The 17743-nt window shown below is 67.9% G+C and carries 9 protein-coding genes; 4 read left to right on the top strand and 5 right to left on the bottom strand.

The annotated features are described in order from the left end of the window. Positions 1–16 precede the first annotated feature (16 nt). Positions 17–1504 carry a catalase gene (locus V8J38_RS02240; RefSeq protein ID WP_312218703.1) on the bottom strand — a complete coding sequence of 496 codons (1488 nt, stop codon included), beginning with the start codon at positions 1502–1504 and terminating at the stop codon, positions 17–19. Between the two features lie 500 nt (positions 1505–2004). On the opposite strand from V8J38_RS02240, the gene V8J38_RS02235 reads away from it, so the two are divergent. Together V8J38_RS02235 and V8J38_RS02230 are read left to right on the top strand one after the other, a co-directional pair. Then, positions 2005–4938 carry a TonB-dependent receptor domain-containing protein gene (locus V8J38_RS02235; RefSeq protein ID WP_291779880.1) on the top strand — a complete coding sequence of 978 codons (2934 nt, stop codon included), beginning with the start codon at positions 2005–2007 and terminating at the stop codon, positions 4936–4938. 123 nt (positions 4939–5061) lie between these two features. Beyond that, positions 5062–6375: an amidohydrolase family protein gene (locus tag V8J38_RS02230; RefSeq protein WP_422388311.1), complete on the top strand. Its 1314-nt coding sequence runs from the start codon at positions 5062–5064 to the stop codon at positions 6373–6375. Positions 6376–6475: 100 nt separating this feature from the next. Here V8J38_RS02230 and V8J38_RS02225 read toward each other — a convergent pair whose 3' ends face one another. Genes V8J38_RS02225 through V8J38_RS02215 form a run of 3 tightly spaced genes read right to left on the bottom strand, consistent with a single transcriptional unit; the run spans position 6476 to position 12270 of the window. Then, positions 6476–7804, bottom strand: a complete 1329-nt coding sequence (locus V8J38_RS02225; protein ID WP_338577723.1) for a hypothetical protein — start codon at positions 7802–7804, stop codon at positions 6476–6478. 18 nt (positions 7805–7822) lie between these two features. Continuing rightward, positions 7823–10858 carry a TonB-dependent receptor plug domain-containing protein gene (locus tag V8J38_RS02220; protein ID WP_338577722.1) on the bottom strand — a complete coding sequence of 1012 codons (3036 nt, stop codon included), beginning with the start codon at positions 10856–10858 and terminating at the stop codon, positions 7823–7825. A gap of 56 nt (positions 10859–10914) precedes the next feature. Then, positions 10915–12270 carry a dicarboxylate/amino acid:cation symporter gene (locus V8J38_RS02215; protein WP_422388310.1) on the bottom strand — a complete coding sequence of 452 codons (1356 nt, stop codon included), beginning with the start codon at positions 12268–12270 and terminating at the stop codon, positions 10915–10917. 237 nt (positions 12271–12507) lie between these two features. Here V8J38_RS02215 and V8J38_RS02210 point away from each other — a divergent pair, with 237 nt between their 5' ends. After that, a complete protein-coding gene (locus V8J38_RS02210; protein WP_338577721.1) occupies positions 12508–14340 on the top strand; it encodes a sensor histidine kinase in 1833 nt (610 codons plus the stop codon). Between the two features lie 14 nt (positions 14341–14354). After that, positions 14355–15692 carry a sigma-54-dependent transcriptional regulator gene (locus V8J38_RS02205; protein ID WP_291778516.1) on the top strand — a complete coding sequence of 446 codons (1338 nt, stop codon included), beginning with the start codon at positions 14355–14357 and terminating at the stop codon, positions 15690–15692. A 10-nt stretch (positions 15693–15702) separates the two neighbouring features. Here V8J38_RS02205 and V8J38_RS02200 read toward each other — a convergent pair whose 3' ends face one another. Further along, on the bottom strand, positions 15703–17730 hold the full coding sequence (locus tag V8J38_RS02200) for a TonB-dependent receptor (RefSeq protein ID WP_338575189.1): 2028 nt from the start codon (positions 17728–17730) through the stop codon (positions 15703–15705). Positions 17731–17743: the final 13 nt, after the last annotated feature.

Below are 17743 nucleotides of genomic sequence, written 5' to 3'. Positions count from 1 at the left end.
TCGTGAAATCCGGGCCTCAGCCTTCGCCCATGCCCTCGGCCGGTCGAGGCGCGCCGCCGGCGCGCACCGCCGCCTCGATCCGGGCGCCGACGTCGGGATCGATGCTCTTCCAGTAGTCGAAGGCGCGCTCCAGCACCGGAGAGCGCACGCCGCCCAGCAGGCTGCCCGCCACCTGATCGACCAGTCTGGCGCGCTGGTCGTCGTTGAACACCTCACGCACCAGGACGCCCGGCTGGGTGAAGTCGTCGTCCTCGGCGTGCAGGGTATAGGCGCTGCGGACCAGGTCGCCGTCGGCCTCCCAGCCGTCATGGACCGGGCCGGTCTCATCCGACCAGGCGCGGCCGCCGCTGTTGGGGACATAGACCGGCTGGGCGCCCGAGTGGTGATAGGCCATCTGCCCGTCGAACATATAGGTGTTCACCGGAACCTTGGGCTGGTTGACCGGCAGCTGGTGGAAGTTGGTCCCGATGCGGTTTCGTTGGGCGTCGTTATAGGCGAAGGCCCGGCCCAGCAGCATCTTGTCCGGCGACAGGCCGATGCCGGGCACCGTGTTCCCCGGCGAGAAGGCCGCCTGCTCGATCTGGGCGAAGAAGTTCTCCGGGTTGCGGTTCAGCGTCATCCGCCCGACCGGGATCAGCGGATAGTCCTTGTGCGACCAGGTCTTGGTCAGGTCGAAGGGATTGATCCGATAGGTCGCCGCCTCGGCATAGGGCATGACCTGGACCGACAGATCCCACGACGGATGCTCGCCGCGCTTGATGGCGTCGAACAGGTCACGGCGGTGGAAGTCGGCGTCGGCGCCCGACATGGCCGCCGCCTCGGCATTCGAGAAGAAGGCCATGCCCTGGCGGGTGTGGAAGTGATACTTGACCCAGAATTTCTCGCCCGCCGCGTTAATCCACATATAGGTGTGGGAGCCGTAGCCGTTCATCTCGCGCCAGGTGCGCGGCAGGCCCCGCTCACCCATCAGATAGGTCACCTGGTGAGCGGTCTCGGGGTTGTTGGTCCAGAAGTCCCACTGCATGTGGTTGTCGCGCAGGCCGGAGTCCGGCAGGCGCTTCTGGCTGCGGATGAAGTGCGGGAACTTCATCGGATCGCGCACGAAGAAAACCGGGGTGTTGTTCCCGACCAGGTCGTAGTTGCCCTCGGTCGTGTAGAACTTCAGCGAAAATCCGCGCACGTCGCGCCAGGTGTCAGGACTGCCCTGTTCGCCCGCCACGGTGGAGAAGCGCGCCAGCATCTCGGTCTTGGCGCCCGGCTGAAACAGCGCCGCCTTGGTGTAGGCCGAAACATCATGAGTGATCTCCAGCTCGCCGAAGGCGCCGGAGCCCTTGGCGTGCGGCTGGCGTTCGGGAACCTTCTCCCGGTTGAAGTGAGCCATCTGCTCCAGGAAGTGCACGTCATGCAGCACGATCGGCCCGTTCGGCCCGACGGTGAGCGAGTTCCGATCACTGACGGCCGGTGCGCCCGCGCCCGTCGTGGAACCTGAATTCTGCTGGGTCATCGCCTATCTCCTCTGGCGCCCGGCGCTCCCGTACAGCCGAGCCTCGCTTATGAGATGGACCAGCGCCGCAAAAACGCAACCGGCGCAGTCGCAGAAAAACGGCGGGTTCTGGGCCGCACAGCCCCTCGGAGGATTCAGCGTCTTGGTTGGCGCCTGGGATGCCGCGCCATGCGAGGAGGCGACCCGGCCCCGCCTGGAGTTTCCCCAAAAAAGCCCCATTTCACTAAGCCCTGACGAGGAGGAAATTTCGTCTTGCCCGCCGTTTTCAGACATTAATTTAGATTTTTGGATTTCAACCCCCGCCCCATGGGCAAAATTATTGCCAGCAACTAGGCTGGCGAAGGGAAGCATCTTTCTAAATCAAGCGGCGCCGTGAGGGGAGCTGCTGGCAAAGAACCGTCAGCATCAGAGGGGATTTCATGCTGTTTTGCGTTTCTCGGGGCGTTCGCCCCGTGATGTATCGTGCTCTGTTGGCAAGCGGGTGCGCGTCATTGGCCTTGATGAGCGCGGCGGGAACCGTCTCCGCCCAGGAAACGCCCGAAGAATCCGGCGCGGTCGAAGTGGGCGAGATCGTCGTCACCGGCTCGCGTATCGCCCGCCGCGACTACGCTTCCAACAGTCCCCTCGTCTCCGTCACAACCGAGGCGATTGAGAACACCGGCCAGGTGACGGTCGAAAAGGCCCTGACCCAGATGCCGCAGTTTTCGGGCGCCATGGGCCAGAGCACGGCCGGTTCGTCCTCAACCTCGCTGAACGGCGGCCAGGCCTACGCCAGCCTGCGCGGCCTGGGCTCCAAACGCACCCTGCTGCTGCTGGACGGCAAGCGCCTGCAGCCGTCGAACCCCGACGGCTCGGTCGACCTGAACGTCATCCCGGAAGCTCTGATCGGCAACGTCGAGGTCATCACCGGCGGCGCCTCCACGGCCTATGGCTCCGACGCCACCGCGGGCGTCGTGAACTTCATCCTGAAGCGCAACTTCAGCGGCGTGACCGTGGCGTCGCAATACGGCGTCAGCGACTATGGCGACGGCGAGACCTTCCGCCTGTCGGTTACGGCCGGGGACAGCTTCGCCAATGATCGCGGCAGGGCCGTGGTTTCGCTCGACTATTCGATGCGCGACGTCGCCTACCAGTCGAAGCGCGACTATTATTTCACGCGCAATCGCGAGTCCAACACCGCCATCATCGCCCAAGGCGCCGCCTGGTTCGGCAGCAACCGTCCCACGCTGGACGCCGTCAACGACGTCTTCGTCGGCCAGTACGGCGTCAATCCGGTGCTGGGCGCCGGCGACTTCTATAACGGCCAGATCGGCTTCAACACCGGCGACCAGACCCTGTTCAACCTGGGCGGCGCCTCGCCGGTCATGAACCTGAAAGACCCGGAAACCGACGGCCACTTCCTGAACGCCGCCGGCACCAACATGCTGTGGGGTTGGAACAAGGGCCGTATCCAGAACGACAACGAGCGCTACTCGCTGTTCGGCCGCGTCGATTATGAGATTGCTCCCAATATCGACTTCTTCCTGCAGGGCTCGCTGACCAGCTATGAGTCGGAAGGGACGTTCAACCCGACCCTGGCGGGCCTCGCCTATGCCCTGTCGGCGCCGGTGACCAATCCCTACATCGGGGCCGATTTCGCCCATATCCTGGCGTCGCGCCCGAACCCGACCGCCGACTTCGCCCTGTGGAAGGACCTGGACTTCGCCGGGGAGCGCCTGCAGTCCTACGCCTATAACGTCTATCAGTTCATCGGCGGCCTGTCGGGTCAGGTCGGCTACAAGGACTGGACCTGGGAAGCCTACGCCAGCGCCTCCCAGGCTGATTTCGAGAATGTGCAGACCGGCGGCGTCAGCCGTTCGGCCATCACTCGCCTGCTGTACAGCCCGACGGGAGGGTCCGAGTTCTGCGCCGGAGGCTTCAACCCCTTCGGCAATCACGACCCCTCGGCCGAGTGCGTGAACTATGTGCGCCGCAATACGACCAACACCAATGAGTTGACCCAGCGCATGGCCGAGGCCTCCATGCAGGGCGGCCTGTTCAACCTGCCCGCCGGCGAAGTCCGCTTCGCCGCCGGCCTGGGCTATCGCTACAACCAGTTCGACTTCCGTCCCGACAGCGCCCTGGACCAGCCGGACGGCACCAGCGACATCCTGGGCTACAGCGAGCTGCGCGCGTCTTCGGGCAGCGTCGACACGACCGAGGTTTTCGCCGAATTCCTGATCCCGCTGCTGCGCGACCTGCCCTTCGTCAAGTCGCTGGAGATGGACCTGGGATATCGCTACTCCGACTATAGCTCCGTCGGCGGCGTCCATGCCTACAAGGCCGATCTGAACTGGCAGGTGAACGACATCGTGCGCCTGCGCGGCGGCTACAATCGGGCGGTGCGGGCGCCGAGCGTCGGCGAACTCTACTCGCCCGTCTCGTCGGCCACGGTCGATATCGGCACCCCGTCCGCCAGCAACACCAACGGCGATCCCTGCGACTACCGCAGTTCGTTCCGCAACGGGCCCGACGCCGAAAAGGTCAAGGCCCTGTGCGTGTCGCTGGGCGTGCCCTCGGCCCTGATCAACGACTTCCAGTTCGGCGCCGCCCAGGTGTTCGCCCTGACCGGCGGCAACCCCGACCTTCAGGAAGAAACGGCCGACACCTATTCGTTCGGCACGGTGCTCCAGCCGACCTTCCAGTCGCCGTGGCTGAGCAACATCAGCGCCTCGATCGACTGGTATCAGATCAAGGTGGCCGATGCGGTCGGCGTCCTGGGCGTCGGCAACGGCATCCGCTACTGCTTCAACGACGGCGGCAACAACCCGACGTTCGATCCCAACAACTACTACTGCACCCTGCAGGATCGCGGGACCAACGACGGCTATATGATCAACCCGCGTCAGCCTCTGCTGAACCTGGGCCAGTTCAACGTCACCGGCATCGACCTGCAGCTGGACTGGCGCCTGCACCTGGGCGATGTCGGCCTGCCAGACGAGGGTCAGCTCAGCGTCAGCTCGGCGATCAGCTACCTGAACAGCTTCGAGATCCAGGCCCTGCCGGGCGCGCCGACGTACGACTACGCCGGCACCTGGGGGACGGCGATCGAAGCCAACGCCGGCCAGGCGCACCCCGAATGGAAGGCGTCGACCAGCGTCACCTACTCGCGTGAAAGCTGGAACGTCGGCCTGCGCTGGCGCCACATGTCGGAGATGATCAACAGCGCCCGCGTGACCTCGCCGACCAGCACCGCGCGCGGCGTGGACGCCTATGACGTCTTCGATCTGAACGCCCGGGTGACGTTGCCTTACGACACCTCCCTGCGCTTCACCGTGACGAACCTGTTCAACGAGGCGCCGCCGCAGGTCGGGGATGTCCGCGGCACCTACGACCCGCAGAACTACGACACCATCGGCCGCTACTACACGGTTGCGGTCACCAAGACCTTCTAGGTCTCCGTCAGGAGACCTGAAGCCAGACGCGGCGGGACCTTGTCCCGCCGCACCTGATCCCGGCCCGGCGGGCCGGCGACATTTTCAAATGGGGCGGCGACCTTCGCCGCGTGGAGGAGGACAGTGCAGTTGTCATCTAAGAAATCATGGTTCGTCGGCCTGGCGGCCGCCCTTCTGGCCTCGACCCCGGCGGTCGCGCAGCAGGCGGCCTCGGCGCCGAACGTCTCCTATATTCATGCCGGGCGCCTGCTGGCTGACCCGGCGACCGGCCGCGTGGCTCAGAACCAGACCCTGGTGATCGAGAACGGCCGCGTGCGCGAGATCGTCGACGGCTTCGTCGGCCAAGGCGACGTGGTCGACCTGTCCGACAAGTTCGTGCTGCCGGGCCTGATCGACAGCCACGTCCACATCACCAATCAGCAGGGCGAAGGCAACCGCGTCGCCCGCTTCACCAACACCGCCGCTGACTCCGCCGTACAGGGCGCGGCCTATGCCCTGGTGACGCTGCAGGCCGGCTTCACCACCGTCGCCGACCTGGGCGGCGCCAGCGACGCCGTCATCGCCCTGCGCAACGGCATCGCGGCGGGCAAGATTCCCGGCCCGCGCCTGCTGGTCTCGGCCGGCACTGTGACTCCGCACGGCGGCCACGGCGACGCCAACGGCGTGAACAGCGCCCTGGTGCCGGTGCTGCGTCAGAACGGCGTCTGCTCCGGCGCCGACGACTGCCGTCGCTCGGTGCGCGAGCGCGTGCGCGCGGGCGCCGACATCATCAAGATCACGGCCACGGGCGGCGTCCTGTCCGACACCGGCGCGGGCCTGAACCAGCAATTCTCGAACGAAGAACTGCAGGCCATCGTCGAGACGGCGCACTTCATGGGCCGCACGGTGACCGCCCACGCCCACGGCACGGACGGCATCAACAGCTTCCTGCGCGCGGGAGGCGACTCGATCGAGCACGGCACCTTCCTGGACGACGAATCCATCCGCATCTTCAAGGCCAACAACGGCTGGCTGGTGCCGACCCTGCTGGCCGGCGACTTCGTCGCTCGCGAAGCCGCGCGTCCCGAAACCTTCTTCACCCCGAACCAGCGCAAGAAGTCGCTGGAAGCCGGTCCGCAGATGCTGGACATGGCGCGCCGCGCTCACCGCGCCGGCGTCCAGATCGCCTTCGGCACCGACACCGGCGTCTCGCCGCACGGTGAAAACGCCAAGGAGTTCGCCCTGCTGGTCCAGGCCGGCCTGACCCCGCTGGAAGCCGTCCGCGCCGCCACCGTCGGCGCCGCGACCCACTTCCGCCTGCAGGACGAGATCGGTCGCCTGACGCCCGGCTACGCCGCCGACGTCATCGCCGTCTCGGGCGATCCGCTGAGCGACGTCACCACCCTGGAGCACGTCAAATACGTGATGAAGGGCGGCGTGACCTATCGCAACGACTGACCGCCGACGCCTCGGCGTCCGTGATCGGAAGGATCTGAAGGGGCGGCGCGAGCCGCCCCTTTTTTGCGCCTGGCTCTACATCAGCCTTCGGCAGGCTCCGCTATTGGCCGCCCATAGTCGGCGCATAATCCTCGTCGAAGAAGCAGGCGGCGTCATAGCGCGCCCGCGCGGCTTCGCAGAGCGCCGCCACCGAGCGCGGCTTCGGCTTCGTTCCATCGTCTATCCAGGCCATCAGGGCCTCGAAAACCGCGACGTATTCCGGCGGGCTGAGGGCGCTGTGCGACGCCTCCTCGGTGAAGGTCTGCACCAGCAGGCTTGAGCGCCCCGCCGCCGCCACGCGGTCACGATAGGCCGCCTCGTGCCAGACGAAGGCCGTCGGGTCGTCCTTGCCGTGAATGGTGATCGTCGGAGCCACGATCAGGCCGGACAGGTCGGCGTCGTAGGCCAGGCGCGCAACCGCCATCGGGTCCGCCGCGAACCGCTCGACCCCCGCGTTCAGCGCCGCATCGTCGTGCGAGCCCTGATAGACGGTCCGGCTGTTGTCGAACGGATTGAGGCCGTCCAGACGCCGCTGCACCAGGTCCTGGAACAGGAAGGTCCCCCAGGCCAGGTGAGAGACAAGCTGGCCCTCGCCTATGCCCACGACGTTGAGAATATCGGCCAGCCGCCGCTTCTGCTCCGGCGAGCGTTCGGTCGCAGCCAGGCCGACGCCCGTGCAGGCCTGGACCCGCTGGGCCAGTTGGGCGCGGGTCAGGCGGACGCCCTCGGGCAGACCCTGCCAGACCGGGTACTGCGTCTCGTCGGGCGCGGGATGGTTCTGGCAGTAATACTGATAGACCGCACGTAGATCGGCGCGGAACCTGTAGGCCTCGGTCCCGCCCGCCAGCACCCCGCTGGTCAGGACCACGCCGTCCCAGACCACCTGGCCTTCGGCGTCGCGCGCATAGAGTTCGGCCGCCTTGGCTGCGACATTGCCGCCCCAGGACTGGCCGTGAAGAATGGTGCGGCGGGGCCGACCGAAGGCGTCCCAGAAAATCTGGCGCAGGTCGTCGGTGTCCTCGGCCGCCATGCGCACGCCGTAGCCGCCCCGGCGATAGGTCGAGCCCGCCCAGGCGAAGCCCTCCTTCACCGTCATGGAGAAGCGTTCCAGATCCTCCAGCGGATCATCGGCCCTGGGAGCGCCCGTGCGCGGCCCGCCATGAGCGTGGACGATCAGCGAGCCGTTCCAATTCTCGGGCACGGCGATCCAGTAGTAGCCGCCCTTGGCCGCCCGCCCCGACCAGCAGTGCGCCTGCTGAGGAAGGAAATCGGGACAGACGGCCGGGGCGGGCGCCGGCGACGAGGCCGCAGGCGCATCCTGGGCGGCGGCGAAGGGCGCGCCGGTCAGCGTGACGGCGGCGGCCGCCGCCAGCATCGAAAACAGACGCATCCCTATCGCCTCCTCAGATCAGAACGACTTGGTGGCCGTGACGTACCAATAGCGGCCCCACGGGCTGTGCACCGAACCGCGATAGCCGTTGTCGGCCAGCGGCGGTCCCTGATCCGTCAGGTCGCGGACGCCCAGACGCAGCCGCGTCTCGGCCGGGAATTCATAGTCGACATAGGCGTTGACGGTCTGGCGGGCGTCGACGACCCACGGGTCGCCCGAGGCGCCCAGCAGGCCGGGCTGCTGGAAGTCGCTGATGTACTGGCTCGTCATTCCTGCGCGCCAGGGGCCCTTGCGCCACGTCAGGCTGGCGTTGAGGCGCCATTCGGGACGGCCGTTCTGCCCCACCAGTTGAGAGGAGTCCGGCAGGGTCGTCCCGGCATTGATCGTTCCGGCTTCGCGGGCGGCGTACAGCTCATTGACGATGTCGCCCGGATCGCGCGTGAATTCGTCCAGCTTGCTGGCGTTCACATTGACGATGAAGGTGCCGTACTTCGTGCGACGCAGCGACCAGTTCACGGCCAGGTCCAGGCCGCTGACAGTCTGGGGCTGAAGGTTGATGAAGCGGTCGTTGATCGAGACCACCTCGCCCACCGGGGTCAGGCCCGTGCCCTGGAACAGCAGGATGTCCTCGGGCGTCGGCGCGCGACGGTTGACCAGCGGATTGGAGCCGCCTTCGACGCGGTTCAGGTAGTCCAGCGCCAGGGCCGTCTGGGCGCCCAGCAGGCCGACGATCTTCTCCTGCTCGATCCGCCACTTGTCGATGGTGAAGGTGAAGGCGCCGAAACGCTCGGGGATGAAGGACGGCTGCAGCACCAGGCCGTAGGAGGTGTTGGTGCTCTCTTCCGGCTCCAGATCCGGGTTGCCCGCGACAAGCAGGGAGGCGCCCGAGGTGTTCTGCGAACACTGCGAGAAGTTGTCGATATCGCCTTTGCGCAACTGCGCCTCGCAGCGGACATAGTCCATGCCGTTGGCCAGACGGGCATACTGCGTGGCGTGGGTCTGCTCCAGGTTCGGCGCGCGGAAACCCTGCGAATAGGAGCCGCGGACCCGCACGCCCGGCACGACGTCCCAGGCCGCGGCGATCTTCGGCTTGGCCACCGAGCCGAAGTCGGAATAGTGCTCGTAGCGGCCCGCCAGCTGCACATCCAGCTGATAGACCAGAGGAATGTTCATCTCGGGCGAGACCACCGGCACGGCGAACTCGACATAGGTCGAGAAGACCTCACGGCTGCCCGATGTGTCGGGGTTGGGGCTGACGGCGGAGACGTTGGACAGGTTGGTCTCGCCGCTGACCATGTCGGTGAAGGTGTAGGTGCCGTCCAGATTGGCGTCGCGGTCGTCCTTCTGGGTCTCGCGGCGCGCCTCGACGCCGAAGGCCATGCCGACCGGCCCGCCCGGCAACTGGAACAGGTCGCCGCGCGACAGCTTGAAGTCCGCCATGGTCAGGGTCGTGCGCGACACCCGGCGCAGGTAGAAGACGATGGCGTCGATCGCCGCCTGCGAACTGGGCGAGCAGTCGCCATAGCTGGTGGTGGCGACGCAACCGCCGCTGAAGGGGTTGTAGGCGTCGGGCGTCGACAGGGCCAACTGCTTCTGCAGGGCCGTCATATTGACGTTGGGCGAGACGTCCTTGGCCTCGGCCTCGGAGTAGACGACCGCCGTCTCCCAGTTGAAGCCGCGCCACTCGCCGCGCAGACCGCCCAGCAGACGCGCCTGATAGTTGTCGACCTTCACCACCTGGAAGCCGGTGTCGACGAAGCGGTAGTTGGTCATCAGGACCGGCAGGCCCTCGGCGGGAACCCCGGTCAGACCCGGCAGGCGGTTCGGATTGGCCGTGCCGTCAGCGAAGGTCACGGGGCCGAAGGGGTTGTAGTAGTTGCTGGCCGGAATCCAGATGTCATTGAGGTTGACCACCGGCGGCTGCACGGCGCGGCTGTGGGCGCTGTAATAGCCGACCTCGCCGAAGGCCTCGACGTTGTCGGTCAGGTCGTAACGCCCGGTCAGGAACAGATTCAGTCGCTCGACCGACGGACGGACCGTCGTGTCGTGACGGGTGTCATAGCGCATATCGCGATGCGCGCCGTTGAAGGCGTGGTTGCCCGTGGCGATGCAGATGTCGTCACCGACATCGACGGCGCATCCGAAGCTGCCGGGCTGATAATGGAAGGCCCCAGTGGCGTTCGTCACGTTGACGCCATTCGACTTGATCACCGGGCGCGAGCCGACCGACAGGCGCGCCCACGGCGTGTGCGACGAGCGGCCGTCCAGCGACTGGACCTTGGCGAAGTCGGGGTCGCCTGCGAACAGCGGACGCAGGTCGTCCGATCGGGTGAAGTCCTGATCCGAGGCCCACAGGGCGGTGCGCTGAGCGTAGTTGGCGAACAGGGAGACGTTGCCGCGATCGAAATTCTTGCCCGTGAACAGGTTGAACTCGGTGTCGCGCATCTGCGTGCCCTCGGCGCCGCCGTAGCGGGCGCTGACCGTCAGGCCGTCGATGTTGTCGCGCAGCACGGTGTTGACCACGCCCGCCACCGCATCCGCGCCATAGATGGCGGCCGCGCCGTCCAGCAGGACCTCCAGCCGCTCAAGCCCCGACACGGGGATGGCGTTGGAGTTGTAGCTCAGCACCGGCACCGTGCCGGTGTCCGAGGTGCCCTGACTGGTCGGGTGCTGGACCAGACGACGGCCGTTCAGCAGCACCAGGGTGTTGCCCACGCCCAGCGAGCGCAGATTGACCGAGTTCACATCGCCGCGCGCCGAGTTCGAGGTCTGGGGATTGTTGGCGGAATCGAACAGGACGTCGCCCATCTGGGGAATGGTCCGCATCAGCTCGTCGCCGGTCGTGGCGCCGGTGGCCTCGATCTGCTCGCGGTCGGCCACCACCACCGGCAGGGCCGCCGTGGTGCGCGCGCCGCGGATGTTGGTGCCGACGACGACGATGTCCTCGACCTGGGTGGGCTCGGCGGGCAGGGCCTCCTGGGCCAGGGCCGCCCCGGCGAACAGGACGGTCGATGCGGTCGTCGCCATCAGGCCGATCTTGGATGGGTTTCTCATGTCTCTCTCCCAGTCGCCGTGTGCGGCGATCATGTCGTTGAGGTCGTGGTTCAGGGTCAGTCGTCGGCCAGCACCAGGTCGTCGCCCGGTCCGGCGGCGGGATCCGGCGCGGCGGCCAGAGGCTGAGGCCCGCCGTCCAGCGCGGCCTTCAGCGCATCGCGATCCAGTTCGCCTTCCCAGCGGGCGACGACGATGGTGGCCACGGCGTTGCCGATAAAGTTGGTCAGGGCGCGGCATTCGCTCATGAAGCGGTCGATGCCCAGGATCAGCGCCATGCCCGCCACCGGCACCGAAGGCACCACCGACAGGGTGGCCGCCAGGGTGATGAAGCCCGCGCCGGTGATCCCGGCCGCCCCCTTGGACGACAGCATGGCCACCAGCAGCAGCAGGATCTGGTCCTGCAGGCTCAGGTCGATATTCAGCGCCTGGGCGATGAACAGGGCCGCCATCGTCATATAGATGTTGGTGCCGTCGAGGTTGAAGGAATAGCCGGTCGGCACGACCAGGCCGACCACCGACTTGGCGGCGCCCGCGCGCTCCATCTTGGAAATCAGGCTGGGCAGGGCGGCCTCGGAGCTGGAGGTGCCCAGCACCAGCAGCAGCTCCTCCTTCAGATAGCGGATCAGCTTCAGGATGTTGAAGCCGTTGGCGATGGCGACCAGACCCAGCACCCCCACCACGAAGATGGCGGACGTCAGATAGAAGGTGGCGATCAGGGCGAACAGGTTCGCGACCGAGGCGATGCCATAGGCGCCGATGGTGAAGGCGAAGGCCCCGAAGGCGCCGATCGGCGCCGCCTTCATCAGGATGGCGACCAGTTTGAAGAAGGCCGCGCTGACCGACTCCAGGAAGGTCATCACCGGCTTGCCCAGATCGCCGATCATGGCCAGGGCGATGCCGAACAGGATGGAGACGAACAGGACCTGCAGGATGTTGCCGGTCGAAAAGGCGCTGACCACGGTGTCGGGAATGATGCCCGTCAGGAAGCCGACGATGGTGCTTTCATGCGCCGCCTGGGCGTACTGGGCCACCGCGCCCTTATCCAGGGTGGATGGATCGATGTTCAGACCGTGGCCGGGCCGCACGACATTGGCGATGATCAGGCCGACGATCAGCGCCAGGGTCGAAAAGACCAGGAAGTAGCCAAAGGCCTTGGCCGCCACCCGGCCGACGCGGCCGATGTCGCGCATCCCGGCGATGCCGGTGACGATGGTCAGGAAGATCACCGGAGCGATCACCATCTTCACCAGCTTGATGAAGGCGTCGCCCAGCGGCTTCAGGCTTTCGCCGACGTTCGGCCAGAAATGGCCGATCGCGCCGCCCAGAACGATGGCGACGAGCACCTGGAAATAGAGATGCCGATAGAAGGGGCGGCGCGCGACAGCCGCCGTCTCTGACGCGATGGGAATCAAGAAGGTCGCTCCTGATGGCGAGCAGCACGCTCGCGGATTTCCTCTCGGCGCGATCTTCGCCACGCTTCGACCTCAGTGTGGCCACAGCGCCGCCAGGAGGAAACGGCGCCCGAAATATTCATCAACTCATTGACAATAAATGTTATTTTTTCACGCCGCACTTCAAGGACATGCGTTTAGTGCGAAATACCGCTCGAACTTGTGGCGCAAAAGTGCGGAATACCGCACATTGAGAAGATGACGACCCCGGCGGCTGCATCACATTCGGAAGGCCTCGTGCGGCGACATGCGAGACTGTGGATCGCCCTGATCCTGGCCTGGCTGGTCGTGACGACGACGGCGGCCTATGGGCTGGGCGAGACCGCTCGGAAGGGCGCCTCGGCCGAACTGGCGCGCCAATCGGAGTCCGCCGCCGCCCTCCACGCCGCGGTTCTGCGCAGCGAACTGGAGAAGTATCGCGCCCTGGCGCCGGCCATGGCGACCGACGCCGACGTCGCCAGACTGCTGCTGAGCTCTCGCCCCGACCCGGCGATGCTGAATCAGCGGCTGGAGGCCCTGGCCGACCAGACCCGCGCCTCGGCCATCTATGTCATCGGGACCGACGGGGTGACCCGCGCCGCCAGCAACTGGCGCCAGCCGATCAGCTTCATCGGCGCCGACTACAGCTTCCGCCCCTATTTCGTGAAGGCGATGCGGGACGGCTCGGCCGAGTTCTTCGCCCTGGGGACGGTCAGCGGCACGCCCGGCCTGTTCCTGGCCCGTCGGGTCGTCGACGGGAACCGCGCCATCGGGGTCGTGGTCGTCAAGGTCGAGTTCGACGCCCTGGAGGCCGAATGGCGCGCCTCGGGCGAACCGGCCTATGTGGTCGATCCCGGCGGCGTGGTGCTGATCACCAGCATTCCCACCTGGCGCTTTCGGACCCTGCGGCCGATGGACGCCGAAAGCCGCCGCCTGACGCTGGCCGACCAGACCCTAGGCGACGGCGCCCTGACGCCCCTGCCCTTCCAGACGCCTGACAACGGAGCCACGCGCCTGATCGAGGCGCCTCTGGACGGCGTCGACCGCCCCTGGATGCACGCCCGCATCGACACCATGACGCCGGGCTGGACGCTGCATCTGCTCACCCCCGATCGGGGCGCCATCGAAACGAGCGTCGCAAACGCCCGCGTTCTGGCCGCCCTGATCGCGACCCTCGCATTCGGCGTCGCCGCCGTGCTTCTGCGTCGCCGCCAGCAGGCTGTCGTGCGGCAGCGCGCCGCCGAGGCCGCTCGCCAGGAGCTGGAGCGTCGTATCGAGGAGCGGACCCGCGACCTGCGTCAGGCCAACGTCGCCCTGAATCGCCAGATCGAGGAACGGATGCGCGCCGAGGCCAGTCGCGAAGCCCTGCGCGATGAACTGGTCCAGGCCGGCAAGCTGGCGGCGCTGGGCCAGATCGCCGCCGGCGTGGCCCATGAGATCAACCAGCCCGTCGCCGCCATTCGCACCCAGGCCGAGACGGCGTCGGCCTATCTGGAGCGGGCCCAGGAGGCCAAGGCGGTGCGCGCCCTGGGCCGCATCGGCGAGCTGACCGCCCGGATCGGGGCCATCACCCAGGAACTGCGCGCCTTCTCGCGCAAGTCGGAGCCGCAGCTTCGTCCCGTATCGCTGAACGAAGCGATCGACGGCGCCCTGCTGCTGCTGGGCGGGCGCCTGCGCCAGGGGGGCGTCCGACTGGTGCGAGCCCGAGGCGGGGACGTGCAGGTCATCGCCGACCGCTTTCGTCTGGAGCAGGTCATCGTCAACCTGATGCAGAACGCCGCCGAAGCGCTGGAAGGGCGCGCCGACGGCAGGATCCATCTGACGGTCCGACGGGTCGGCGAGCTGGTCGAACTCAGGATCGCCGACAACGGCCCCGGCGTGGCCGACTCCATCCGCGACCAGCTCTTCACCCCCTTCTTGACCAGCAAGGCCAACGGCCTGGGGCTGGGCCTGGTCATCTGTCGCGACCTCGTCGCCGGGTTCGGCGGCGAGCTGGACCTGCGCCCGGCCGAAACGGGCGCCGTCTTCGTCGTCAGCCTGAAAGCCGCGTGATGGAGGCGCGCGCCATGGAGTTTCCGCGTCTTGAGACCGTCGCCCTGATCGAGGACGACGATGATTTCCGCAGCGCCCTGGCCGAGCGGATGGAGGTCGAGGGCCTGACGGTGCGCGCCTATCGCAAGGCCGAGACGGCGCTGGCTGACATCGACGCCGACTTCCCCGGCGTAGTGGTCACGGACTTGCGGATGCCCGGCCTGGACGGCCGCCAGACGCTGAGTCGGCTTCAGGCCCTGGACCCGGCCCTGCCGGTCATCCTCATCACCGGACACGGCGATGTGGCCGAGGCCGTCGCCGCCATGCGCGGCGGCGCCTATGATTTCGTGGCTAAGCCCTTCGCCTTTGAACGCCTGTCCGAAAGCCTGACGCGCGCGCTGGAGAAGCGCGCCCTGGTTCTGGACAACCGGCGCCTGACCGCCCTGTCGTCCGAGGCCGGACTGGAACTGCCGCTGCTGGGCGACAGCCCGGCGATCCGGTCGCTGCGCGCCACCATCGCCCAGATCGCCGACGCCCGCATGGACGTGCTGATCGAGGGCGAGACCGGCGTCGGCAAGGAAGCCGTGGCCCGCGCCCTGCACAACGGGGGGCGCCGCCGGCCTCACCCCTTCGTCGCGGTCAACTGCGGCGCCCTGCCTGACGGCCTGATCGAGAGCGAACTGTTCGGCCATGAGCTGGGCGCCTTCGCCGGCGCCTTGCGACGCCGCGTCGGCCACGTCGAACGCGCCCACAACGGATCGCTGTTTCTGGACGCCGTGGAGACCATGCCCACCGCCGCCCAGGTCAAGATGCTGCGCGTGCTGGAAGAACGCGAAGTCCATCCGATCGGCGCGTCGGAACCGCGCGCCGTCGACATCCGGGTGCTGGCCTCGGCGACCGGCGACCTCGACCACGCCCTGTCCGACGGCCAGTTGCGTGAGGATCTCTATTATCGCCTGAACGTCGTGCGCCTTCGCGTGCCGCCTCTACGCGAGCGTCGCGACGACATCCCCCTGCTGTTCGCCAGCCTGCTGGCGCGCGCGCCGATCAAGGCCGACGGCGACACGCCCATCATCACGGACGACGTCCGATCTCGCCTGCTGGAGCATGCCTGGCCCGGCAACATCCGCGAACTCTCCCACTTCGCGCAGCGCTTCGCCCTGGGTCTTGAAGGCCGCGAGACGGCTGGAGAACAGGAGCGCGGCCTCGTTGATCGCGTCGCCCAGTTCGAAAAGCGCATACTGAAGGATACGCTTGAAGCCCTGGGGGGCAACGTCAACGACGCGATCCTCCAACTGAAGCTCCCCCGCAAGACCCTCTACGACAAGCTCAAGCGTCACAATCTGAAGCCTGGCGATTTTCGTAACGGCTAGCGGGGCGGCTTCAGTATTCCATTCGCAGACCCAGGGAGAGGGTGCGGGGCGGGGCGTAGCCGGCGACGCCGCCGGCGGTTTCGGAGACCTCGACCTCGGCGTCGAACAGATTGTCGGCCGCCAGCCACAGCACGGTGCGTGCGCCGGCGCGCCATTCGGCGCGGGCGTCCACGGCGACGGCGGCGTCCAGCACGCGGCTGTTCAGATCGTCCTCGAACCGCTTGCTCTCATAGCGGGCCTGGACCGCCAGGCCGAGCCGGTCCGACGCCTGCCACTCCACCCCGCCGACGACGCTCCAGATCGGGGCCTGGGCCGGACGCAGTCCGGTCAGCTGAGGCGCCGCCGAGCCGCCGTCCATCCGCGCATCGGTGAGCGACAGGGCGCCGTTCAGATGCAGCCCCTGGCGCAGCGTCTGGCGCGCCGTCAGCTCGATCCCCGTCGCCTCGATGGTCCCGGCGTTCTGGCGCTGGCGCAGCACCCCGCCGGCGGGGACGAAGCCCGCGCGGGGGAAGGTCCCCGGCCCCTCGGCGATGGTGACGTTGACGATGGCGTCCTCGATCCGGTTCCAGAACAGATTGACGCCCAGGGCCGAGATCGGCCCCTCGAAAGCCAGCCCCGCCTCGACCCCCTGCAGGGTTTCGGGGACCAGCGCCGCATTGGCCTCGGTCAGGTCGTTGCCGACGCGGAACGGCCGGTGCAACTCGTTCAGCGTCGCCGGACGGAAGCTGGAATAGGCCGCCGCCCGCGCCGCCCAGCCGCCGCCCCAGCCGCGGCCGATGAAGCGGCGCGCCGCCAGCCGGGCGCTGACCACCTCGCCCGAACGGTCGGGGTCGGTTTCGTCCAGCGTGGGCAGGCCCGTCTCCCGATCCCATTCGCGCCGCCGACCGTTCTCGTTGCGCCAGCCGTCCAGGCGCAGGCCGCCGGCCACCAGCCACAGATCGTCGCTCCAGGAGCCCTCGCCGTAGAGACCCGCCACCGAGGTCTCGCCGCCCGCCGCGCGGTCGCGGGTGAAGGCGCCGTTCATGAAGCGGAAGCGCTCGCGCGTCTCGCCCTCGTTGAAGCGGGCGTCGGCGCCCAGCTCCCATTCCAGCCGCCCTCCGGCGACGTCCCTCGTCGAGCGACGCAGGGCGGCGTTGACGCCCCAGCCGGTCGCCGGCGTCTCATACTGGTCGTTGGCGGGCGTGGTCGTGCTGCGGTCCGCCGCCACCGCGACGGAGGTGTTGGCGAAGTCGCTCTCTCGCCGCCAGACCTGCAGGCGCCAGCCATAGCGCCCCTCCTGCGCCCGCCGCGCCGCCGTGGCGGACAGCAGGTGGCCGCTGGCGCTGGATCGCGCCCCGGCCAGCCCCGAGCCGCGCTCTTCGTCATAGGCCGAGGCGCGTAGCGACACGCTGGCCTCGCCTGCCGACGCATCCAGCCGCATGGCCGCCGCACGGGCTTCCAGGTCCAGGGGCGTGTCCGCCGCCCCGGCCGCCGCTCCGCGCACGGGCCTGTAGCCGTCGCTGGTCTCGTAAAGCGTCGAGGCCGTCAGCCGCGCCCGACCGAGGTCCAGGCCCCCTGATCCCGCCAGGCGCGCCCCGCCCCGTTCCGACACCGAGGCCGACAGCACGCCGCCGCGCTCACGCTCGCGCAGCTGGATCACGCCGGTCAGGGCGCCCGCGCCATAGGGACCGGCCCCCGCACCGCGCACGATGTCGAGGCTCTCCAGGCTCTCGGTCGGCAGTTGCGACCAGATCACCCAGCCGCCGAAGGGATCGTTCATCGGCACGCCGTCCAGCGTCACCAAGGTCCGCCCCGCCCCCGACGGCGCGATGGCGCGCAGGGAGATCCCTTGCGTCGTCGGATTGGCCGCCAGGCTGGACGTACGCCGGAACAGGGACACCGCCGGAACGCTCGCCAGGGCCTCGTCCAGGCGCGCCGACCTCGCCAGCGCCGCCTCGTCCAGCCGAATGACCGAGAACGCCGCCTCCCCCGCCGCCGCCGGCAGACGCGCCGCCGTCACCACAACCTCGTCAACGACAACCGGCTGAGACTCAATCACCTGGAACCCCCCT

The sequence above is a fragment of the Brevundimonas olei genome, assembly GCF_037055245.1.
Lineage (GTDB): Bacteria > Pseudomonadota > Alphaproteobacteria > Caulobacterales > Caulobacteraceae > Brevundimonas > Brevundimonas olei.
This window is presented reverse-complemented; position numbering and strand designations above follow the sequence as displayed.